The sequence below is a fragment of the Massilia pinisoli genome, from assembly GCF_024753285.1.
Lineage (GTDB): Bacteria > Pseudomonadota > Gammaproteobacteria > Burkholderiales > Burkholderiaceae_D > Telluria > Telluria pinisoli.
Genome location: NZ_JANUGW010000026.1, coordinates 65039 through 87079, shown reverse-complemented (window position 1 = coordinate 87079; position 22041 = coordinate 65039). Strand labels below are relative to the sequence as shown.

At 61.8% G+C, this 22041-nt stretch carries 25 protein-coding genes; 11 read left to right on the top strand and 14 right to left on the bottom strand.

The window, feature by feature from the left end:
• Window positions 1-8: 8 nt before the first annotated feature.
• From yidC to rpmH, 4 genes are read right to left on the bottom strand one after another with little or no spacing between them, the layout of a single operon-like run.
• Window positions 9-1670 (bottom strand): membrane protein insertase YidC, encoded by a 1662-nt coding sequence (yidC, locus tag NX784_RS25380; RefSeq protein ID WP_258819467.1) that lies wholly within the window; start codon window positions 1668-1670, stop codon window positions 9-11.
• 9 nt (window positions 1671-1679) lie between these two features.
• Window positions 1680-1940: a membrane protein insertion efficiency factor YidD gene (yidD, locus tag NX784_RS25375; RefSeq protein WP_166864561.1), complete on the bottom strand. Its 261-nt coding sequence runs from the start codon at window positions 1938-1940 to the stop codon at window positions 1680-1682.
• Window positions 1937-2380, bottom strand: coding sequence for a ribonuclease P protein component (gene rnpA, locus NX784_RS25370; RefSeq protein WP_258819466.1), 444 nt, complete (start codon window positions 2378-2380; stop codon window positions 1937-1939). Before rnpA ends, yidD begins: the two co-directional genes overlap by 4 nt.
• A gap of 33 nt (window positions 2381-2413) precedes the next feature.
• Complete coding sequence (rpmH, locus tag NX784_RS25365; RefSeq protein ID WP_010401996.1) at window positions 2414-2548, bottom strand: 50S ribosomal protein L34; 135 nt, start codon at window positions 2546-2548, stop codon at window positions 2414-2416.
• A gap of 369 nt (window positions 2549-2917) precedes the next feature.
• Between rpmH and dnaA the strand changes: the two genes are divergently transcribed.
• The 7 genes from dnaA (at window position 2918) to NX784_RS25330 (ending at window position 10942) form a co-directional block, all read left to right on the top strand.
• Window positions 2918-4330: a chromosomal replication initiator protein DnaA gene (gene dnaA / locus NX784_RS25360; protein WP_258819465.1), complete on the top strand. Its 1413-nt coding sequence runs from the start codon at window positions 2918-2920 to the stop codon at window positions 4328-4330.
• A 90-nt stretch (window positions 4331-4420) separates the two neighbouring features.
• On the top strand, window positions 4421-5527 hold the full coding sequence (gene dnaN, locus NX784_RS25355; RefSeq protein ID WP_258819464.1) for a DNA polymerase III subunit beta: 1107 nt from the start codon (window positions 4421-4423) through the stop codon (window positions 5525-5527).
• Between the two features lie 156 nt (window positions 5528-5683).
• Window positions 5684-8188, top strand: coding sequence for a DNA topoisomerase (ATP-hydrolyzing) subunit B (gene gyrB, locus NX784_RS25350; RefSeq protein ID WP_258819463.1), 2505 nt, complete (start codon window positions 5684-5686; stop codon window positions 8186-8188).
• A gap of 84 nt (window positions 8189-8272) precedes the next feature.
• Entirely contained in the window at window positions 8273-8905 is a 633-nt protein-coding gene (locus NX784_RS25345; protein ID WP_258819462.1) for a GNAT family N-acetyltransferase, read from the top strand.
• 339 nt (window positions 8906-9244) lie between these two features.
• Complete coding sequence (locus NX784_RS25340) at window positions 9245-9817, top strand: PAAR domain-containing protein (RefSeq protein ID WP_258819461.1); 573 nt, start codon at window positions 9245-9247, stop codon at window positions 9815-9817.
• A gap of 1 nt (window position 9818) precedes the next feature.
• Entirely contained in the window at window positions 9819-10394 is a 576-nt protein-coding gene (locus NX784_RS25335; RefSeq protein WP_258819460.1) for a transglycosylase SLT domain-containing protein, read from the top strand.
• On the top strand, window positions 10391-10942 hold the full coding sequence (locus tag NX784_RS25330) for a hypothetical protein (RefSeq protein WP_258819459.1): 552 nt from the start codon (window positions 10391-10393) through the stop codon (window positions 10940-10942). The genes NX784_RS25335 and NX784_RS25330 overlap by 4 nt, the downstream gene beginning before the upstream one ends.
• A 55-nt stretch (window positions 10943-10997) precedes the next feature.
• Here NX784_RS25330 and NX784_RS28980 read toward each other — a convergent pair whose 3' ends face one another.
• The 10 genes from NX784_RS28980 to NX784_RS25285 all read right to left on the bottom strand — a co-directional run bounded on the left by NX784_RS28980 (window position 10998) and on the right by NX784_RS25285 (window position 18336).
• Entirely contained in the window at window positions 10998-11105 is a 108-nt protein-coding gene (locus NX784_RS28980) for an SEC-C metal-binding domain-containing protein (RefSeq protein WP_370662972.1), read from the bottom strand.
• 126 nt (window positions 11106-11231) lie between these two features.
• On the bottom strand, window positions 11232-11978 hold the full coding sequence (locus tag NX784_RS25325) for a hypothetical protein (protein ID WP_258819458.1): 747 nt from the start codon (window positions 11976-11978) through the stop codon (window positions 11232-11234).
• Window positions 11971-12138 carry a hypothetical protein gene (locus NX784_RS25320; protein WP_258819457.1) on the bottom strand — a complete coding sequence of 56 codons (168 nt, stop codon included), beginning with the start codon at window positions 12136-12138 and terminating at the stop codon, window positions 11971-11973. Before NX784_RS25320 ends, NX784_RS25325 begins: the two co-directional genes overlap by 8 nt.
• Window positions 12139-12141: 3 nt before the next feature.
• Window positions 12142-13350, bottom strand: a complete 1209-nt coding sequence (locus tag NX784_RS25315) for an RtcB family protein (RefSeq protein ID WP_258819456.1) — start codon at window positions 13348-13350, stop codon at window positions 12142-12144.
• Window positions 13351-13661: 311 nt separating this feature from the next.
• On the bottom strand, window positions 13662-14231 hold the full coding sequence (locus NX784_RS25310) for an HNH endonuclease (RefSeq protein ID WP_307736137.1): 570 nt from the start codon (window positions 14229-14231) through the stop codon (window positions 13662-13664).
• A gap of 72 nt (window positions 14232-14303) precedes the next feature.
• A complete protein-coding gene (locus NX784_RS25305; protein ID WP_258819455.1) occupies window positions 14304-15455 on the bottom strand; it encodes an acyltransferase family protein in 1152 nt (383 codons plus the stop codon).
• A gap of 205 nt (window positions 15456-15660) precedes the next feature.
• Window positions 15661-16032, bottom strand: a complete 372-nt coding sequence (locus NX784_RS25300; protein WP_258819454.1) for a hypothetical protein — start codon at window positions 16030-16032, stop codon at window positions 15661-15663.
• On the bottom strand, window positions 16029-16502 hold the full coding sequence (locus NX784_RS25295; RefSeq protein WP_258819453.1) for a penicillin-insensitive murein endopeptidase: 474 nt from the start codon (window positions 16500-16502) through the stop codon (window positions 16029-16031). Before NX784_RS25295 ends, NX784_RS25300 begins: the two co-directional genes overlap by 4 nt.
• Window positions 16503-16516: 14 nt before the next feature.
• The gene (locus tag NX784_RS25290; RefSeq protein WP_258819452.1) at window positions 16517-17008 is read right to left on the bottom strand and encodes an Hcp family type VI secretion system effector; all 492 of its coding nucleotides are present in this window, start codon (window positions 17006-17008) and stop codon (window positions 16517-16519) included.
• Between the two features lie 116 nt (window positions 17009-17124).
• Window positions 17125-18336 carry an extracellular catalytic domain type 2 short-chain-length polyhydroxyalkanoate depolymerase gene (locus NX784_RS25285; protein WP_258819451.1) on the bottom strand — a complete coding sequence of 404 codons (1212 nt, stop codon included), beginning with the start codon at window positions 18334-18336 and terminating at the stop codon, window positions 17125-17127.
• Between the two features lie 257 nt (window positions 18337-18593).
• Between NX784_RS25285 and NX784_RS25280 the strand changes: the two genes are divergently transcribed.
• From NX784_RS25280 to NX784_RS25265, 4 genes are all read left to right on the top strand, one after another.
• Complete coding sequence (locus NX784_RS25280) at window positions 18594-19226, top strand: HAD hydrolase-like protein (protein WP_258819450.1); 633 nt, start codon at window positions 18594-18596, stop codon at window positions 19224-19226.
• A 103-nt stretch (window positions 19227-19329) separates the two neighbouring features.
• The gene (locus NX784_RS25275; RefSeq protein ID WP_258819449.1) at window positions 19330-19782 is read left to right on the top strand and encodes a MarR family winged helix-turn-helix transcriptional regulator; all 453 of its coding nucleotides are present in this window, start codon (window positions 19330-19332) and stop codon (window positions 19780-19782) included.
• The gene (locus NX784_RS25270) at window positions 19779-21821 is read left to right on the top strand and encodes an FUSC family protein (protein WP_258819448.1); all 2043 of its coding nucleotides are present in this window, start codon (window positions 19779-19781) and stop codon (window positions 21819-21821) included. Before NX784_RS25275 ends, NX784_RS25270 begins: the two co-directional genes overlap by 4 nt.
• An 11-nt stretch (window positions 21822-21832) precedes the next feature.
• Window positions 21833-22039 carry a DUF1656 domain-containing protein gene (locus NX784_RS25265; protein WP_166864642.1) on the top strand — a complete coding sequence of 69 codons (207 nt, stop codon included), beginning with the start codon at window positions 21833-21835 and terminating at the stop codon, window positions 22037-22039.
• The last annotated feature ends 2 nt before the right edge of the window (window positions 22040-22041 follow it).

Here is a 22041-nt window from a genome sequence, read left to right as displayed (position 1 = left end):
AGGCCGCGTTACGTTTTTGGCGCGAACTTCTTGGTGATGACGTACTGCTGCGCCATCGAGATCAGGTTGTTCACGACCCAGTACAGCACGAGGCCGGACGGGAAGAACAGGAACATGACGGAGAACGCCAGCGGCATGAACATCATCATCTTGGCCTGCACCGGATCGGCCGGCTGCGGGTTCAGCTTCTGCGTGACGAACATCGAGATCGCGTACAGCACCGGCAGGATGAAGTACGGGTCCTTCACCGTCAGGTCCGGGATCCACAGCCAGGTCGCGCCGCGCATCTCGACGGCGGCCTGCAGCACCCAGTACAGGGCCAGGAACACCGGCATCTGCACGAGGATCGGCAGGCAGCCGCCCAGCGGGTTGATCTTCTCGGCCTTGTACAGCTCCATCGTGGCCTGCTGCATCTTGGCGGGGTCGTTCTTGAAGCGCTCGCGGATCGCCTGCATCTTCGGCGTCACGGTCTTCATCTTCGCCATGCTGCGGTAGCCGGCGGCCGACAGCGGGAAGAACAGCAGCTTGATCAGGATGGTGAAGGCCATGATGGTCCAGCCCCAGTTGCCGATCATCGAGTGCAGCCAGTTCATCGTGGCGAAGATCGGCTTGGCGATGATCGCGGCCCACGCGTAATCGCGCACGAGGTCGAGGCCCGGCGTCACTTTTTCCAGCAGCGACTGCACCTGCGGGCCCGAGTACAGGCGCGCGGCGTTCGAGACGGTCGCACCCGGTGCGACGGTGCCCAGCGATTGGATCGTGCGGATGGCGAACAGGTTGTTACCGACCGGCTTCACTTCGATCGTGCGCGCCGAGTTCGCGCTCGGGATGAACGCCGAGACGAAGAAGTGCTGCGAGATCGCGATCCAGCCATCCTTCGCGGTCTTGGCGTAGTCGGCCGAGCCCTTGGCGACCTTGTCGAACGTGAGCTTCTGGTAGTGCTCTTCCGGCGTCCACAGCGTGGGGCCCGTGTAGCTGCTGTTGAAGTACGTGTCGCCTTCCGGCTTCATGCCGTCGTGTTCCAGCTGGAAGTACAGCGCCGGGGTCACGGGTGCCTGGGTCAGGTTCGTCACGTCGTGGCGCACGTCGATCACGTAGTCGTTGCGCTTGAACGTGTAGGTCTTGGTCAGGTGCACGCCGCCCTGCTCCGCGTCCAGCACGACCTGCACCTGGTTGTTGCCATCCAGCGTACGCGGGCCCGGACGGACCGTGAACGGGGTGTTGTGGCTCGGCGGTGCGCCGGCCGGGGTGGTGCCCGTCAGGCCGGTCTCGGCCAGGTAGACGCGCGGGCCATTGCTCTGGAACAGAACCTGGTTCTTGGTCGGATCGACCTTGTCGCGGTACTTCAGCAGTTCCAGGCGGCGGATGATGCCGCCGGCCGTGTCGATGTCGGCCTTGTAGACGTCGGTCGTCACGGTGACGATCTGGGTCTGGACCGGTGCCGGCGCAGCGGGTGCGCCCGGCACGGCGGGCACGGTCGCGTCGGGCACGGTCGTTGCGGCCGTCGGCACGTCATTCGGCTTCGACTGATTCGGCGCCTGCGCGACCTTGGCCGGCGGCTGTGCCGAGAACATCGACTGCTTGCCGTTGGCCACCATCCAGTCGTTCCACAGGACGACCAGCGAGACGGCGAACACGATCCACAGGATGGTACGTTTATTGATTTCCATTGGTCTTATTCAGGAATGCTTGCAACCGCAAGCGGTTGGTGAGGAATGCGGATCTACGCGAGGCGGCACCGGGTCGACGCCGCCCTCGTTCCACGGATGGCAGCGGCAGACGCGGCGCAGCGTCAGCCAGCTGCCGCGTGCGGCGCCATGGACCTGGACGGCCTCGATCGCATAACTGGAACAACTCGGATAGAAACGGCAGTTCTGTCCGAGCATCGGAGACACCAGCAACTGGTAACCGCGCAACAGCCAGACGAGCAACCGGTTCATGATAATCCCGGTTCCGAAGCTGGAGGCGCGACGTTTGCCGCCTGTGGAGCGGCATTGGCCTTGCGGCCGCGCGGCGCTTGCGATGCGAACAGGCGCGCCAGCTCGGTGCGCAGCAGCGCCTTCAACGCGGACGTCGTCGCCGGACCGTCCTTGGCGTTGACCGGACGGGCCAGGCGGACGATGCAGTCGAGCGCCGGCAGCGGCGTGGTGCGGAACAGTTCGCGCGTGACGCGCTTGATGGTGTTGCGCGTCACCGCGCGCGGGGCAAAACGTTTGGCCGCGACGACGCCCAGCCGCGCATGAGGCAGGGCATTCGGTCGGGTATAGAGCACGAAATGCGCGGTTTTTTGTACCGGGCGCAAACGAAAAACGGATGAAAACTCATCCGTTTTTACGATACGCCGAACGCGCGCGAAGTCGTGCGAACCTTCGCCTGTCATTGACGTAGGCGCGGTCGTTGCAGCTTCCCGGGCTTAGACAGCCAGGCGCTTGCGGCCCTTGGCGCGGCGAGCGTTCAGGACATCGCGGCCACCACGGGTAGCCATACGTGCGCGGAAGCCGTGCGTGCGCTTGCGACGAACGACGGAAGGTTGGTAAGTACGTTTCATGGTGGTCTCGCTTAAAGCAAAATAGATGCAAAATCGGGGGCTGAGCTCACGATGAGTCAGCATTACGCCAATGACATTTCGCAGTTGTTAAGCCAGCGTCACGCCACAGCAAAGCTTGTCGCCTGTGTGCATTTTGTCGGTTTGACAAAGCGTACGGGCGGGGAACCCTGAATTAGACTCCATTTGCTGGTCGACTGTCAAGGCAACCGTTGTGTCAAGGTCGCATCTCCGCGTATCGCAAACGGTTGCGCCCGTATACAAAGCCGCCGCCCCGGGCGCCTCGGCTTCGGTGGAAAAATCGCGTATCGCCTGTGGATAACTTGCGAGAACACAGGTAAAATAGAGTGTTACGCTTAACTTAGTCGATGTATGGATAACTTTTGGCAGACCTGTTCCAACCAGTTGGAGCTCGAGCTGACACCGCAGCAATATACCGCGTGGATCAAACCACTCGTTGCCCTCGACTACGAGGACGGCAAGCTGCGCATTGCGGCGCCGAATCGCTTCAAGCTCGACTGGGTGAAGTCGCAATTCGCGAACCGCATCACGGCGCTGGCGTCCGAGCATTATCAGCGGCCGGTCGACGTCCAGTTCGTGCTCGACCCGAAGAACAGCCTGCCGAAGAAAGCGGTCTCCTCGGCCCCCGCCCCGATGCCGTCCAGCAGCGGCGCGATCGGCATCAACGCCGCGGCCGACAAGACGGTGCCGGAGATGCCCGTCGTCACGCCGGACAACGTCATCGCGAACAATCCGCGCCGCGAACAGAGCCGCGTCAATCCGGACCTCACGTTCGAGAACTTCGTGACCGGTAAGGCCAACCAGCTGGCGCGCGCAGCCGCGATCCAGGTCGCCAACAACCCGGGCGTGTCGTACAACCCGTTGTTCTTCTACGGCGGCGTGGGCCTCGGTAAGACGCACTTGATCCACGCGATCGGCAACCAGGTGATGGCCGACCAGCCGGGCGCGCGCATCCGCTACATCCACGCGGAGCAGTATGTGCGCGACGTCGTGACGGCGTACCAGCGCAAAGGCTTCGATGACTTCAAGCATTACTACCACTCGCTGGACATGCTGCTCATCGACGATATTCAATTCTTCGGCGGCAAGAGCCGCACGCAGGAAGAATTCTTCTATGCGTTCGAAGCGCTGATCGCGGCCAAGAAGCAGATCATCATCACGTCGGATACGTATCCGAAAGAGATCACCGGCATGGACGACCGCCTGATCTCGCGCTTCGACTCCGGCCTGACGGTCGCGATCGAACCGCCGGAACTGGAAATGCGCGTGGCGATCCTGATGAAAAAGGCGGAATCGGAAGGCGTCATGCTGAACGACGACGTCGCCTTCTTCGTCGCGAAGCACCTGCGCTCGAACGTGCGCGAACTGGAAGGCGCGCTGAGGAAAATCCTCGCGTACTCGCGCTTCCACGGCAAGGACATCACGATCGACGTCGTGAAGGAAGCCCTGAAGGATTTGCTGTCGGTGCAGAACCGCCAGATCTCCGTAGAAAACATCCAGAAGACCGTGGCCGACTTCTTCAACATCAAGGTCGCGGACATGTACTCGAAACGCCGCCCGGCCAACATCGCGCGCCCGCGCCAGATTGCGATGTACCTGGCGAAAGAGCTGACGCAGAAGAGCCTGCCGGAAATCGGCGAACTGTTCGGCGGCCGCGACCATACGACGGTGCTGCACGCAGTGCGCAAGATCGCGCAGGACCGGGCCAAGAACGCCGAATGCAACCACGAATTGCACGTGCTGGAGCAGACCTTGAAAGGCTGATGCGTGAACGCGGGGGAAAAGTCTATGCCCCCGATGATTTCTGGCAAAATATTGCGCGAACAACATTTTTACCCATAACCGAGGATATCTATGCAACTGGTCAAATCCACCCGAGACACGCTTCTCCGGCCACTGCAGATCGTGAGTGGTATTGTCGAGCGTCGGCACACCATGCCGATTCTGGCCAATATCCTCATCCGCAAGAATGGCGAGAGCGTCTCGTTCCTGTCGACCGACACCGAGGTGCAGATCACGACCCTGGCCAACATCGGTTCGGGCCCTGAAGAAGCGGGCACGACCGTCGCCGCGCGCAAGCTGCTGGACATCCTGCGCGCGCTGCCGGAATCCGGCGACGTCACGATGACCCTGCTGAACAAGCGCCTGACCGTCCAGAGCGGCAAATCACGCTTCGCGCTGCAGACCCTGGCGGCCGAGGAATTTCCGACCGTGTCCGTCGCGGACACCTATAACGCGACCGTCACGCTGCCGCAGAAAACGCTGAAGCACCTGTTCAACATGGTGCACTTCGCGATGGCACAGCAAGACATCCGCTACTACCTGAACGGCCTGCTGCTGGTGCTGGACGGTAACAACGTGATCGCCGTGGCCACCGACGGCCACCGCCTCGCGTTCGCGCAGGTAACGGCCGAGCAGCAATTCGAGCGCCAGGAAGTGATCATCCCGCGCAAGACCATCCTGGAACTGCAGCGCCTGCTGGAAGAAAGCGATGACGAAGTCCGCCTGGACATCGCCGCGTCGCAGGTCAAGCTGACGTTCGCCGATATCGAACTCGTGTCGAAACTGGTCGAAGGCAAGTTCCCGGATTACACCCGCGTGATCCCGAAGGGTTACAAGAACGACTTCACGATCAGCCGCGACGAGCTGCTGCGTTCGCTGCAGCGCGCCGCGATCATGACGAGCGACAAGTTCAAAGGTGTCCGCTGCATGATCTCCCCGGGTTCGATGAAGATCAGCTCGACCAACGCCGACCAGGAAGAGGCCGTGGAAGAGCTGGAAATCGACTACGGCGGCGACACGATCGACATCGGTTTCAACGTCACGTACCTGCTGGACGTGCTGAACAACCTGAAATGCGACCAGGTGAACATTTCGCTGGGCGATTCGAATTCGTCGGCGCTGATGTCGATCCCGGAAAATGGCGACTTCAAGTACGTCGTCATGCCGATGCGTATTTAATTCGGGCAAAGCGCCCATATATTCGTTGTTTGCCGTCCTTCGTGCGGCAACGGCCGGTGCGGGATTCCATGGCGAGTCCTGCCCGGCTGATCGACGATCGAGACCGCAGGCCTACCCGCCGGCCGTCTGATTCACACGTTATTTGAGAAAGCAGTCATGTCCGAGAACACTCAAGCAGTTTTGGAATCCTCTCTTGCGAAGCCGGAAGAATACGGCGCCGCGTCGATCCAGATTCTGGAAGGCCTGGAAGCCGTGCGCAAGCGTCCGGGCATGTACATCGGCGACACGTCGGATGGCACCGGCCTGCACCACCTCGTGTTCGAGGTGCTCGATAACTCGATCGACGAGGCGCTGGCCGGCTACTGCACCGAGATCCACGTCACGATCCACTCAGACAATTCGGTCTCGATCACCGACAACGGCCGCGGCATCCCGACCGGCCTCAAGATGGACGACAAGCACGAGCCGAAACGCTCGGCGACCGAGATCGCCCTGACCGAACTGCACGCCGGCGGCAAATTCAACCAGAACGCGTATAAAGTGTCCGGCGGCCTGCACGGCGTGGGCGTGTCGTGCGTGAACGCGCTGTCGAAGCTGCTGCGCGTGACCGTGCGCCAGAACGGCAAAGTCCACCAGATGGAATTCGAGCGCGGCGTTCCGCTGAACCGCGAGATCGAAATCATCGACGGCGTGGAAGTTTCGCCGATCAAGGTCATCGGCGAAACCGACAAGCGCGGCACCGAGGTGCACTTCTGGGCCGACGAGGACATCTTCACGCACGTCGAATACCACTACGAGATCCTCTCGAAGCGCATCCGCGAACTCTCGTTCCTGAACAACGGCGTCAACATCAAGCTGACCGACCAGCGCACGGGCAAGGAAGAAATCTTTGCGTTCGAAGGCGGCACCCGCGGCTTCGTGGAATACATCAACAAGGCCAAGACGCCGCTGCACCCGACCATCTTCCAAGCCACGGGCGAGCGCCAGTCGGACCAGAACACGACGATCACGGTGGACGTGTCGATGCAGTGGAACGACGCCTACAACGAGCAGGTGCTGTGCTTCACGAACAACATCCCGCAGCGCGATGGCGGCACCCACCTGACGGGCCTGCGCGCCGCGATGACGCGCGTGATCAACAAATACATCGACGAGAACGACTTCGCCAAGAAAGCCAAGGTCGAGATCTCGGGCGACGACATGCGCGAAGGCCTGACTTGCGTACTGTCGGTGAAAGTGCCTGAGCCGAAGTTCTCGTCGCAAACGAAAGACAAGCTCGTGTCGTCGGAAGTGCGCGGCCCGGTCGAAGAGATCGTGGCGAAGACGCTCACGGACTTCCTGATGGAAAAACCGAACGACGCCAAGATCATCTGCGGCAAGATCGTCGAAGCGGCGCGCGCGCGCGAAGCGGCCCGCAAGGCCCGCGACCTCACCCGCCGCAAGGGCGTGATGGACGGCCTGGGCCTGTCGTCGAAGCTGGCCGACTGCCAGGAACGCGACCCGGCGCTGGCCGAGCTGTACATCGTCGAGGGTGACTCCGCAGGCGGTTCCGCCAAGCAGGGTCGCGATCGTAAGTTCCAGGCGATCCTGCCGCTGCGCGGCAAGGTGCTGAACGTGGAAAAGGCGCGCTTCGAGAAGATGCTGTCGTCGGAACAGATCACCACGTTGATCGCTACCTTGGGCACGTCGATCGGTCCGGACGAGTTCAACGTCGACAAGCTGCGCTACCACCGCATCATCATCATGACCGACGCGGACGTCGACGGCGCCCACATCCGCACGCTGCTGCTGACCCTGTTCTACCGCCAGATGCCGCAGCTGGTCGAGCGGGGCCACATCTACATCGCGCAGCCGCCGCTGTACAAGGTGAAAGCCGGCCGCGACGAGCGCTACCTGAAGGACGACGTCGAGGAAGCGAGCTACATGATGCGCTTCGCCCTGAACGGCGCCGCGCTGCTGCCGAAGGAAGGCGCGGAGGTGATCAGCGACGGCGCGCTGGGCGACCTCGTCGACAAGTACAACAAGGCGAACGCGATCATGATGCGCCTGTCGCGCGTGATCGACCGCGCCGCGCTGTCCGCCATCATGACGGGCGTGAAGCTGGACCTGTCGACGCAGGAGGCGGCCGAGAAATCGGCGCAGGCGCTGGCCGACGCGATCCACGAGTCGAGCGTGAAGGTGGGCGTGCGTTCCGACGAGCTGTCGGACAAGCACAGCCTGCGCATCGAACGCATCCACTACGGCAACGTGCAAGCGACGTCGATCGACGCCGATTTCGTCGCCGGCGCCGACTACAAGACCCTGGAAAACTCGGCCGAGACGTTCCAGGGCCTGATGGGTGAAGGCGCCATCATCCGCCGCGGCGAAGGCGACAAGATGAAGGAATTCGCCGTGCGCGACTTCCAGCAAGCCATGGAATGGCTGCGCGAAGAAGCGGAGCGTGGCGTGTCGAAGCAGCGCTACAAGGGTCTCGGTGAGATGAATCCCGAGCAGCTGTGGGAAACCACGATGGATCCGACGGTGCGTCGCCTGTTGAAGGTGCAGATCGAGGATGCCATTGCGGCGGACCAGATCTTTACCACGCTGATGGGCGATGAGGTCGAACCGCGTCGTAACTTCATCGAGTCGAATGCGCTGCAGGCGGGGAATATCGACGTCTAAGTCGCGATTCCGTTCCAACGTCCGCTGGAGCCGATCGATGTTCTGGCGGACGTCCGCTGTATTCATGTGAGGCACTGGCTCAAATTGGTCGACCTTTCGCTGATCGAACGCTGGCTGACGGGATGGAGCCTATCGCGCGGCCTTCCAATCCCTTTTCACCAGGACGGTGGCCTCGTCGTCGAAGTCGGCAGGCCGGACCAGTTGCGACGCCACGTGTTCCTCGACGCGGGACAGGCACTGCAAGCCTGTGCGGACCGCATTCAAGATCCCCACATCTTCCTTAAGGCGGCCGTCGCTCCCGAGGTATTGCGGCGCGCCCTCCCCGAGCGCTGGCGCATCGAGCCGCCAGGCCATCTGATGGGGTGCCCTGCCCCCATGACCAGCCACGCCACGCTGCCCCCGGCATATCGCCTGGCGTTCGACGTGCAGAACGACGCCCACGTCGTTCGTGTGATCCACGGCAGCGACGAACAGGCCGCATCGGGGCGCTTGGTGGTGCACGGCGGTGACGCCATCTTCGATCAGATCGAAACGGCAGAGCACCATCGCCGACGCGGCCTCGGGACGATCGTCATGCACGCACTCGATTCAATTGCGATCCGTGCCGGTGCGAGCGAACGGCTGTTGGTGGCGACGGACAACGGGCGCGCACTGTATTCGCGCCTCGGGTGGCATATGCTGGCGCCGTGGTCTACGGCGGTTTTGCCTTCGCCGTGATTGGCTAGCGGCGCCAACGTCACGGCAAAAATCCGATGGCGTACGACAGCTGGGTCTCGAGCTGAAACGCGTCATCGAAAAAGGTTTGCTGTTTCACGTCGGATAGGCATTAAAGAGCACGTCGAATCTCCAACTAAGTAAGTGCACTGGCCCCGACAGCGCCAACGCGGCGCACAAGTTTCGCTTCAGGATTGGTCGGGTTGTCATAAGCCGATTCACATGCCAGCAGTTCGGCTGGCTTCTTTGTGCCAAGCCAAGATCTACGGTCGCGCCCCAGCTAGATTGGTTCTTTCGCCTGACGCTCGGTCAGGTAGCGCGATCCTCTGGCTCGGGAGGGCTATGAAACGACATACGATCACTGAAGGCGCTGCGACAACGGCAGGCGGCAAGGTGACTGGCGCCAGCAGTTCCGGGGCGATCAATGGCGCTCGGATTGCGCTCGAAAACGACCCGGTATACTGCCCTGCCTGTAACAGCACAGGTCGCATCGCGTGCGCCGGCGCTCGCCTCAACGAACGCTGGAACGGAATTCAAGTAGCGCTCGAAAACGACTTGTGTGTCTGTAAGTGTCATCCGTATCCGCGCCTCATCCCGAGCCAAACTGTCCGATATCAGGTCGTCTCCGACGATGCAGGTAGCCAGAAAGTTGCCGGGGGCAGCGAAACAACGTCGAAAGCAGCCGCCGCCGAACAGCCGGCTTCGTATGACCAGCACTTTCACGTCAAGGACGAAGCGGGTCAGCCTCTCGCGGATTTTCCGTATGTGATCGAACTCAGCAGTGGTCGCCGCGTCGAGGGCAGGACGGACCGGGACGGAAAGACCGCCACAGTCGCGGCATCGAACGCCGAGCACGCTACGCTCATCGTCTATGCGCGGGAAACAACGCCTCTCAATCCGGCATGGGACAGATAATATGGCGACGAAAAAGGTCATCAAGACGCACACTGCGCAGCTGACGTCGATATCAGACAAGAAGGCCGTGGATGTCGAAGTCGAGGACCTCGCCCGGCTGCACGAAATACGAGCGTTGGTCGAGGCAAACAATCAGTCCAGCTTGCCCACCGAATTAGTCATATGCCAGATTTACATGGAGTCCCGCTTTGACAGGAACGCACGCAGCGATGGAAGCAGTGCTCGGGGATTGATGCAGCTACTGAGGGCGCCAATTCGGGAACTTTATCGGCTCGAGAACCTCAAGAAACCTTCGCGCGAGCGCAGACGCGAAGTTGACCTCTACCGCGAAGCGGACGAGTTCCACGACAGTGCCCAGATTCTGGACGAAGCGACGAACATACGCGTTGGCACGGCCTATATGCAGGCACTCATCGAGAAACGTACGGCCACTCATGCAGCCGATGCTGTCAGCGAAGCGTACAAGGATTACCGCGGTGTCAGGAACGGCATCTACTACAGCAAAATCAAAGCTGCGGCAGAAAAGCTGACAGCGGCTCCCGAGTCCATGCAAGTACTACGGGATATGGTGAAATGAAGAGTTCGGTTCTATTGCTGTGCTGCGTATTCGCTCATGCCTTTTCCGCGGCGGCCGAACTCGTGAAAAGGTGTGATGTCGGCAGCAAAGCGAGTAGCCGAGTCGATGCAGTTCGTGATTCGAAAATCGCCGACACCTACGTTTATTACTTGCGCCAGAACGGCTCAGTGCGGCCGTTTTTTGAGGATAGAGACAGTTCAAGAGGCGCATCCGTCCGCATCGCCTGTATCGGTTCGCATACGCGAGCGCTCGTGGTCTCCGGCGAGTTCACCGCGAACTTCCTTCAAGGTTTCGTACTCATTCGTAATCCGATCAACGGAGTGGTCGAGCGACTCGACTTTGCCGAAAAGAACCCGCCCTCCTGGCTATATCTATCCTCGTCCGAGACCGACGTCGTCATACGCACAAACGGCTATGGAGAGACGAACAAGAAGTTCATCGTTTATCGCCACGTCACGGGCGTGAACACAGAACCCCAGGTTGTTCCAATGAACGAGTTGCCGGCTCGCGCGGGCGCCGAGGTCATCGAGCTGGATGGTCCCCCGTGACCATCCAGAGCAACTGATGTCCGCTCAACGGAAATACTCGTTCCGATTGGCGCCGTCAAAAGCTTCCCGACTTCATGCAGCACCTGTTGAAATGCCGTCCGGACCCGCACGGACATGGATCGTTGCGCCCGAGCTTTTCGAGGAGTTCCTTCTCACCGTGCACGAACCGGACGCCGCGTTTGACCTGCGTTTCAGACGGGAAGCCTTTCCTGCGCTTGCTGGTGATCTCGAAAGCACGGCTGGTCGATGTCTTTGGTTTTCATGATTGTTCTCCCTGTGATGAGCCGGCTCACGCGCCCAGCCCGTATTTCTTCAACTCTTTCGCGCCGAGCTGGCGCTTCGATACAACGTACGTGTCCGCAGTACCGTGCTGGCGCGACACCCATTCCTTGCGAACGGCATCCCAACAAGAATCGTGAACGATGTCGTTCCCTTGCACGCGCGGCGCCGGCAAAAGGCCGAGCGTCACCTCGTACCATATGCCGTCGATGCGCCGAAGCTGGTGCTGCGCGTCGATGTCCCGGCGGTCGATGCGTTCCTGCGCTCGTTTCATCTCGCGCTGCTCCCTGGCGCTTCGGTCGCGCGAAACGAAACGACGATTGCGCAACAGGATGCCCGTCCGCGGATGAACAAACAGTTCGATGTTCGCGTCCTCGAGCAGCACGTGCGTGCACGACCAGCGCCTGCGGACGATCACCTTGCCCCCGTCAGGCGTTTCCACCCAATGCGTATCGATCGCAACGAAGTCGCCGATATGCTGAAGAATGTGCTGCTTGACCGTGCTGCGCGCATCGATCGTTGCGCGGATCTCGCTATAGACTTTGTCCCACGGACGGTCCACCTGCTGCTCCAGGTAGCGCTTCAATGGCGCGAGGTTCTCGTTCAGCCATTTCGGCCGTTGGGTATAGCCGCGCTTCATGCCGAGCCGGCCTGGCGCATTCTCGTCGTTGCGGAACTTGCGGCCATCGCGGCTGTACCCGTTGCTGTTGACGAGCCGCGGCCGTTCCACGATCATTTTGAACATGTCGTCACGCATGATCTTTTCCTTCCCTATGTCCAATGACCCATGAGCGCAACGCCTGCTTCTCCGAGCGGCGTTCCTTGCGCTCGGCCCGATACGCCCCATGCGCACCCGCATTGCGCTGCTTGGCCGCGACCGCATGCGGATTGCGCGGTTTGATGGCTTTGATTTTCATGTCCTACCCCTTGATGCAAACAACCTGGCGCAGCGTATGCACGACTTCAACGAGGTCCGCCTGATGCGCCATCACCTTGTCGATGTCCTTGTACGCGGCCGGAATCTCGTCGACGACACCGCCGTCCTTGCGGCATTCGATGCCTGACGTCTGCGCCGCCAGGTCGAAGCGGTCGAACTTGCGCTTGGCCTCGCTGCGGCTCATACGGCGTCCCGCGCCATGCGAGCATGAGCAGAACGATTCCGGATTTCCCTTGCCGCGCACGATGTAGCTCTTCGCACCCATGCTGCCGGGGATAATGCCGAGCTCGCCTTCGCGCGCGGAGATCGCCCCCTTGCGCGTGACGAACAAGCGCTCGCCGCCATGCGATTCGCGCGCCACATAGTTGTGGTGGCAGTTGATCGCTTCGCCATCGAGCTTGAACGGCGGCGCATGCTGCGCCAGCACGTCGACGATGCGGCGCATCATCTCGCGGCGGTTGATAAGCGCGTAATCCTGCGCCCACTCCACCGCGTCGATGTAGTCGTCGAACAGCGTCGATCCCTCGCTGAAATAGGACAGGTCCTTGTCCGGCAAATGGATCTGGTGCCGCTGCATGTCCTTGCGCGCGGCCGCGATGAAATAGCGGCCGATGACATTGCCGATGCCGCGCGAACCGGAATGCAGCATGATCCAGACGCGCTCGTCTTCGCCGAGACAGATCTCGATGAAGTGATTGCCGCCGCCGAGCGTGCCCAGCTGGCAGATCCACGTCTGCGCGAATTTCTGCTGCATTTTCATGATGCCGCCGTGCTTGCCGACGATGACGTCCAGCCGGTCGTTCAGCGGCCGCCCGACGCGGGCGTGTTTTGATCCACGCACCTTGTCCCACGCGTGCTGCTCGAAGCCGACCGGCACGGCCGCCTCGATCGCGCTGCGCAGGCGGGCCAGGCTGTCGGGCAGCTGGTTCGCGGTCAAGGTCGTGCGCACGGCATTCATGCCGCAGCCGATGTCGACGCCGACGGCTGCCGGAACGATCGCGGACCGCGTCGGGATCACGCTGCCGACGGTGGCGCCGATGCCGGCATGGACGTCGGGCATCGCGGCGACGTGCGGATGGACGATCGGAAGGTTGGCGATGTTCAGCAGTTGCTGCAGCGCCGCGTGGTCGATGTCGTCCGTGTAGATGTGCACCGGGACGCGTCCCTTGTGCAGTGTTTGTACGATGGGCATAACTTGTCCATAAAAGGTTCGTTATGCCGGCGTTCTTGCGGCGGAAGCGTGTTCCGAAAAGCAAAAACCCCGGCGAGTTTCCTCACCGGGGTTCTGAAGAACGGCCGGCTCGAGGAGGCATGACTGCCTGGCCCCGAGCGCGGATGCTCGGGGCTATCTGTCTTGCGCGTTGTCGATAGCCGTACGTGGCATAGCCGTTCCTTTCTTTAAAAATTAGATGGATCAAAAAGCTGAGGTGCGATTCTGTGCCACCTCGATCTTTCTTGTCAAACGATCATTCAAGTCGATGTTGTGTTTTTTGCACAGCGCCGTCAATTCAACAGGCGGCTATGCTTGGGCAGCTGCGCGGCCAGATACTCATGCTGGTCGGCCAAAATATTCCGCCCCCTCAGCAGATAATGCTCGGCGCGGCAGGGCACATACGGCACGTAGATCAGCGGCCGGAATTGCTCGACCAGCAGATTGCCTTTCTCCTGGTTGCAGCGCTTGCAGGCCGTCACGCAATTCATCCACGTGTCCTGGCCACCGCGCGACCTCGGCAGGATATGGTCGCGCGACAGGTCCTTGTGGGGGAACTGGTTGCCGCAATAGGCGCAGATGTAGCGGTCACGCTTGAACAGGAGGTCGTTCTGGTGCGTCAGCGGCAGGCCGGATTTGAACAAGCGCGTCATGATCTCGCTGCCGGCGATGGCGATGATCGGCTTGACCGCGATCTTCGACTGCACGCCCGAGCGGGAATAGCCGCCGCGGAAAATAAACTCGCGGGCGCCCAATTCCCACGCCACTTTGCCGGTCGCGTAATACAGGATCGCGTCTTCCGGCGGGATCCAGTCGAATGGGTTGCCTGCGATATCGAGTGCCAGGATCTGGGTGTTCATCATGTCACCTTCCTCTATGGTGACAGGGTAACGTCAATATCGGCGAAAGTCAGCAACTTAATGCTGACCCGTGTTTTACGTATTCACCTGGCCGCGCAATCCGGCCGGCTTTGCGCCGAACGGGCGCGCCACGACGGGCTTCGCCAACCCTGCCAAAAAGCGTCCCAATGGCGTTTCGACCCAGTGGAAGAACGCCGCCCCGGCCGCCACGCTGGCCGCCCATGCCCAGATCACGCCGGCGCCCTGCAGATACGCGTCGTCCGGCACGAAGCGCGTGAACGCCGCGTTCACGACGAGGCACACGGGGAAATGCACGAGAAAGATCGAGTACGAAATCTTGCCGAGATAGTTGACGACAGCCCAACCGGAACTTGCATACGTGCTCAACCGCGTGCGTCCGAACAGGAACAGGACGCACGCAACGACGGCCGCCACCGCGATGCGACTCCGGAAATCGAGCGCCAGCGCCAGCACGGTCGGCACGGCCATCATCAGCAGCAACATCAGCTTCGTCCCGAACGAGCGGCGTGCATCGCTCGCCCACCAGGCGAGGACGCCGAGCCCATAACTGCCGAAGAAATAAGGCGCCCAGACGTCGAACTCGGCGTCGCGATTGAAGTAGAACAACGAGACGCTCAGCCCCAGCGTGACGAGGAGCGGCATCAGCCAGGCGCTGCGACGGTCGCCTGCGAGGCGCCCGCCCAGCCACAGCAGGCCGGTGATGAGCGCATACAGCTGGAAATCGATGGCGACGTACCACGCGCCGGCCGACAGCGATTCATAGCCCAGCACGCCGTGCAGCAACAGGACGTGGGCGGCCAGCTGCGACATATTGGGCGGCGCGGAGATCGAGTCGTGGACCATCCACGTGCGCGCGAGCGCGGATGCGCCAATCGCCAAAAACATGGCCACGATGAAAGGCGGGGCCAGCTTGACGTAGCGGCGCCAGATCGTCCCCAGCGGGTTGCCGATGCCGGGCAGGCCGGACGGAGACAAGGATTTCGCGACGAGGAAGCCGCTGATGACGAGGAACGCCTGGACGGCGATGCGGCCGTTGTGGTCGAGCCAGTCGACGATCGACGGCATCAGCGGCCGCGCGGCGTCGGCCATCGGGCCATAGAACGCCAGGTGATGCAGCACGATCAATTGCGCTGCACCAGCCTTCAACAGATTGATCAAGCCAAGTTGGACCGCTGCGTTCGGTCCGGACACTCCCGTATCTTTCATGTGTGAGCCCCGCCATTCAATGTTGCCCAACATTAATCGAGCAACAAAGTTGTCGATACAGCTGAGCGGGCGGCCATGATAGCCGAGCTGAATCGTGCGGGACCACGCTTTACAACTCGTAAAATTTGTTACATGGCGTTGCAAAATTGTTGCCGGGATGATGGCTCAATATGCGTTTTGCGGATAATTTCTGCCGTACAAAAGCCTAACAGGTGCCTCCAGCAATGCTCTTGCCCGTCGTTAGGTCGAATCCGAAGTAACAGGTATATCCATCTCCAGGGTTGAATGTGCACCAGACATTTTGTTTGCTCCGACTCCGTGCCCCCTTCTCTCCACTGCAGGTTTCCTTGTCATCCGGCGGCATTGCATTGAAGATATCCTTTGCCGGTTGCCCTTCGATGATGAAAGAAAGCTTGCGATCATCCTTGGTTGGCGCCTGTTGATCCCCTAACTCGCCGGAATAAATAGTGTATTCGCCCTTGAACGGCCGATACGGCGCCGGCCAATGCAGTTGCTCAGCGGCGTATGCCAAAGAAACCAACGAAATCGTAGTCAGGAGTGCCAAATTTTTCTTCATGTCGTGTCTGCCCTTAACGCCACATGGAAGTGATTATCGTGATTTTTTAGCGGCAATACGCCAGGGATACTCAGGTCGTTGAAGTACACGTTGATCACCGCCGGGTGAGTTTGAAAAAGACTGATAAGCCGTTCCGTGGCATCCCTGTCGTACCATGCCTGAAAGTAGCTTACTGGGACACAGGCCCCATCTTTCCGCAAGGGACGGATATCCACCTGCAAGCCGTCCTTGTGGGAGTCGTGAGGTTTGAACTTCCCTCCACCTGGCAAGCTGATGTTCCCGACACCGAACTTCCGGCAATCGATCGCCTGCCACTCGCGTTCGATGAACAGGAGCAGCGTCATCATCACCGGATGGGCATATTGGCCACCTCCCTGATCCGGCGTTCCGTACACATAATAGCCGGCATCTTCAGGCGCCTGCGGGAGCATGAAGTAACCGCGCGAATCTTTCGCTTGGAGCTCGAGCATGACCGGCCCTCCAGTCACGTGATGCGGTTGGTTGCCAGATCCCAGCCGCCAGCCGTGTTACCGCCAGCGCCACCGCTGATTTTCTGCTGGGTGTATTTCCATTTGACCTTCGAAAACTTGAGGGCCACGGAATCCTGGAGAATCCCGCCTTCATGAGCGGCCTGGTTCACGCTGCCAATCAGCACGTTTTCCAGTTCGACCTCATAATATTTGACCGGTTTGCCGTCACTATCGGCACGCATGAACTCAAGCTTGGCTTTCGGAATCGTCTTACCAGCCGAACAGGTTTGCATCAGCAGGGGTGACGACAGATCGGCCAACTTCGTTACCGTAATGCTGCGGTGTTCACAGCGTTCGGCGGTGTGGCCGCCGGCAGTCGATGCGGTCGCTGACCTGGGTTGCAAAACGCCCCACTGGGCCGACGTCAGTTCGATCCATCCCTGGTGGGTAGAGTCCTGCGACTCTCCCTTAATGCCGTCAATTTGCAAATACACGTCGATTGCCATGGAGTGGTCTCCGAGGTTGAAGTGAATCGCTTCTGCGATGAAGTCACGAAGGATTCACCAAACTCAGCAGACCGGCGATGCGTTTCATCAAGCAAAACACGCATCAAAGGGTTCTTTCATGAACAACTACCGTAGGCGTAATACCCGGCCGACGTCTGTCGCACATCGGTGTACGCCGTGATCATGTAATACCCCAGGTATTGGTTCGAATTCTTCGCATACACCTGCCCATCCGCCCCGATATACGCCCGGCCGGCCGACACGTGCGACACGTTGCTGGCATACCAGTGGCTGCACGTGAACGGCGCCGCCGCATTGCCGCTGACGATTTTGTCGATCATGGTCTTGATCGCGACCATCTGTCCGCCGCTCTTGGCCGGGAAATTCACGTCCTCATAACCCCACCAATCCCAGCATCCGCCCGGATTGTTTGCGGTGACGGTCGTCTGCGGATACAGCACGATGATGTTGTTCGTATCGGCCCAGCGGTTATAGCCGGCGTGTTGATAAAAAGCCGTGCCGACGACGGATGCGCTTTGCAGGCAACCGTGGAAAGCCACGTGCAGCCGGCACGACTGCCCTGCCGCGCAATTCGCGGGCACGTAGGCATAGCCGCTGCTGGCCATGCTGTACACGTTCGGGTTGAAGTTACCCCAGAAAACGGACTGGTCGAAGTTGACGAAGCTGCCGCTCAATGATCCCGTATTCTTGGGATTCAGCGGCCCATAAATCCACTTCAGGATTTCGCCCGCCGTATCGAAGTTGCAGTTGTCGACGTACGGGCTGCCGTTGACGGCGCAACCGTTGCCGAAAAAATCCGTCGGAACCGCATGTTCCACCGTGAGGTTGTTCTTGTAATAGATATTGGCCGCGGGGAGGTAACTGCCGTACATCGTCTTGAGGTCGTCCATGACGGGCTGGCGCACCGTGGAATCGATCGTCCCGGACAACAGATACACCTTCGATGCGGCCATATTGCTGGTCGGGTCGATATAGCCATTGCCCGACCACGTATTCACCACCGAGATCAGATACGGCACATTGCGCGAGCCGGTGTTGGCCATGCACGGGCCGACCGATATCGCGGCATTGCCTTGCGAGCAGTAATACGGTCCGCCGGCGATGATGCCCGCGCCTTTTTTCACCGTCTTCGAATACGCAAAATGCATCTGCACCGCCATGTCGGCGCCGGACGAAAATCCGGACACCGACACGTCGTTCACGCTGACGTTGTACTTCGGCAGGGCGACGACGGCCGCGAAGGCGCTCGTGCCGAGAAAACCAATGAGGATGCCGGCAAGGTGTCTTGCCCTGATCAGGATCGTCATGCTGTCTCCGATTGTTTGTTGTGGTGGGATTGACCCGAATCAGATTAGTTGAGGTAGACCGATGTGCAAGCGCAAAGCAGTGTGCGCGGCCGATCAGGCGGCTGTGCAAAAACACGCCATCGCGCGTCATCGCGGGCGGAGATACGACAATGAGCAAGTGGCCGCGCTGACGGCGCTCGTCGCGGATGATTCGGCGCTGGCGCATCGCGATCGACGGTCACCGATAGCGGCCAAGGCACGGCGTGTAACATGTGCGCATGACCTACCGCCTCGCCATGTTCGACTTCGACGGCACGCTCGCCGACTCGTTTCCGTTCTTCCTCAGCGTCTTCAACACCGTCGCCGACCGCCACGCGTTCCGCCGTATCGACGTATCGCGCGCGGGCGAGCTGCGCCACCTCGGCGTGCGGCAGATGATGGACCACGTCGGCCTACCCGCGTGGAAGCTGCCGCTCGCGTCGAAGACGTTCATGGCGATGATGCAGGACAGTGCCCACGAGATCCCCCTGTTCGACGGCATCGCCGACGCGCTGCGGCATCTGCACGGCCGCGGCGTGCAGCTCGCCGTCGTGTCGTCGAACTCCGAGCACAACGTGCGCGCGGTGCTGGGGCCGGAGCTGACGGCGCTCGTGGCGCGCTTCGACTGCGGCATGTCCGTCTTCGGCAAGGCGAGCCGCATCCGCGCCGTCCTGAAGGCCTGCGACGCGGCGCCCGCGGAGGCGCTGTACATCGGCGACCAGGCGACGGATGCTGAAGCGGCCCGCAAGGCCGGCGTCGCGTTTGGTGCCGTGCACTGGGGCTATGCGACCATCGAGGCCTTGCGCGCGCAGGCGTGCGTGACGGAGTTCGTGACGCCGGCGGATCTGCGCCGGATCGCCTCCCCATCCTGATTCGACGTCTGCACGTATCAACGGGTGCGTTGCAGCAAAATACTTCGCATGCTAAACTTTCGCATATCAACAGTGAACAACAAAAGTATTTACGCGAGACAACATGCACCTGACCGACCAGACCCTGAGCAGTCTCACCGCCGCGCTGACCCACGCGTCGCGCGTCTACCGTGCCGCCGCCGACAAGGTTGCGTCCGACTTCGGCCTGTCCCAGGCGACGGGGCTGCCCGTGCTCGTCATCAGCCGCTTCGGCGACGCCGGCGTGCGGCCGGGCATCCTGGCCGAGACGTTGAGCCTGGAAGCGTCGTCGCTCGTGCGCATCGTCGATCACCTGATCGAATCGGGCCTCGTCGCGCGGCATGAAGACCCGCAGGACCGCCGCGCCAAGATCCTGCGCCTGACCGACGAGGGCCTCAAGACGGCCGCCCTGATGGACCAGGCGCTGACGCCGTTCCGCCGCAAGCTGTTCGGCGCGTTCGATCCGGCCGACGTCGAGGCGGCCTTGCGCGTGCTGTCCGGCCTGCCCACGGCCATCGCCGCCGTCCAGGACGCATGAACACACCTACCCGGTCGGAGATCCTGTTCTCCGTCAAGTCATTCGCGGCAGCGATGCTCTCGGTCTATGTATCGATGCGCATCGGACTGCCGCGACCGTTTTGGGCGATGATGACCTCGTACATCTGCGCCGCGCCGTTCGCCGGACCGACCCGCTCCAAGGGCCTGTACCGCGCGGGCGGCACCGTGCTCGGCGCGATCGTCGTTACGTTCATCGTCCCGCACCTGATCAATTCGCCCGAGCTGCTGTCGCTGGCGCTCGCGTTGTGGATCGGCGGCTGCCTCTACGTATCGCTGCTCGACCGCACGCCGCGCTCGTATATGCTGATGCTGGGCGGCTATACGGCCGGCCTCATCGCCTTCCCCGCCGTGAACGAGCCGGGCGCAATCTTCGATATCGCGCTCGCGCGCGTCGAGGAAATCCTGCTCGGCATCACGTGCGCCACGCTCGTGCACAGCCTCGTGCTGCCGCAACCGTTCGGTCCGATGCTGCTGGCGCGCCTGGACAACGCCGTGCGCGACGCCCACCACTGGATCCGCGATGCACTGAACCCGGCCGGCGACGCGCGCTCTGCGTCGGACCGCCGCAAGCTCGCGGGCGACATCACGGAGATGCGCCTGATGACGACGCACCTGCCGTTCGATACGTCGCACCTGCGCTGGACGGAGCAGGCCGTCAACGCGCTGCAGGAACGTCTGGCCGCGTTCGTGCCGGTCGTCTCCGGCATCGAAGACCGCCTGGCCGCGCTGCGCGACCTGGGCGCCGCAGACGTGTCCGCCCGCTGGGACGCGCTGCTGAAAGACGTCGTCGCCCTCGTCGAGACGCCGAAAACCGTGGCCATCGACACGCAGGGCGCCGCTTTGCGCCAGCGCATCGAAGCGCTCGAACCGGCGGTCGACCGGGAACTCGACTGGATCGGCATGATCGAAGTCAACCTGGCCGCGCGCCTGCGCCGCCTGGTCGAGATCTGCGTCGAGACGCGCACCTTGCGCCAGCACATCGACGCCGGCGTGCAGGGCAGCCTGCCCGACGCCGTGCGCCACCTGCCGGGCGTGCCCGTGAGCGCGCTCCACCAGGACCGCGGCATGGCGCTGCTGTCCGCCTTCGCGGCCGCGGTCGCCGTGCTCGTGTGCTGCGCATTCTGGATCGTGACCGGCTGGCCGTCCGGCGCCGCGGCCCCGATGATGACGGCGGTGCTGTGCTGCTTCTTCTCCACGCAGGACGATCCGGTCCCGTTCATCAAGAGCTTCATGTGGTACTCGATCTATTCGATTCCGCTGTCGGCCCTGTATTTGCTGGGCATCCTGCCGGCCGTGCATGGCTTCGAGACGTTCATCCTCGCGTGCGCCCCCACCTTCCTCGTGCTGGGCGTGCTGTTGGCGCGGCCGTCCACGTTCGGCCGCGCGATGCCCTTCCTGTTCGGCATCTGCGGCACCCTCGCCATGATCGACACGCACAACGCCGACATGGTGTCGTTCCTGAACAGCACCCTGGCACAGGTCGTCGGTTATGTCGCTGCCGCCGTCACGACGAGCGTGTTCCGCCGCGTCGGCGCGGGCTGGACGGCGCGCCGCCTGCTGAAAGCGGGGTGGAGCGAACTGGCACGCTTGGGCAGCGGCGAGCACGCGCCGTCGCTGCCGGAATTCTCGGCGCGGATGGTCGACCGCGTCGGCATGCTGACGCCACGCCTGGCGCTGGCCGGCAAGGACCAGGACCTGCAAGCCGCCGACGCGCTGCGCGACCTGCGCATCGGCTTGAACATGACCTTGCTGCAGAGCGTACGCGCTCGGCTGGGCCGCGGCGACGCGGCCGTCGGCCCGCTGATGCGGCAGCTGTCGCGCCATTTCGCGTTACGTCCGGCGGTCGACGCCCAGTGCGAACGCAGCCTGCTGGACACGCTCGACAACGCGCTGCGCGCCATCTGCGCCGGCGAGCGCGACGTCGCCCAGCGAGAGGCGTTGGCCGCGCTCACCGGCATGCGCCGCGACCTGTTTCCCAAGGCGGCGCCGTACGCGGCGTCGCTCGCACCCGCACTCTGAAAGGCAATCCGATGATCGGCGAAGTCAGCATCTACGGCCTATACGTGCCTCCGCTCCTGCTGCTCACCCTGGCGGCGCTGGTGGTATCGCGGCTCATCAACCTGGTCCTGGCGAAGACGGGCGTCTACCGCATCGTCTGGCACCCGGCCCTGTTCGATTTTTCCCTGTTCGTCATCGTGCTCGGCGCGCTGACGTATTACACACGCAACTGGTCTTGAGA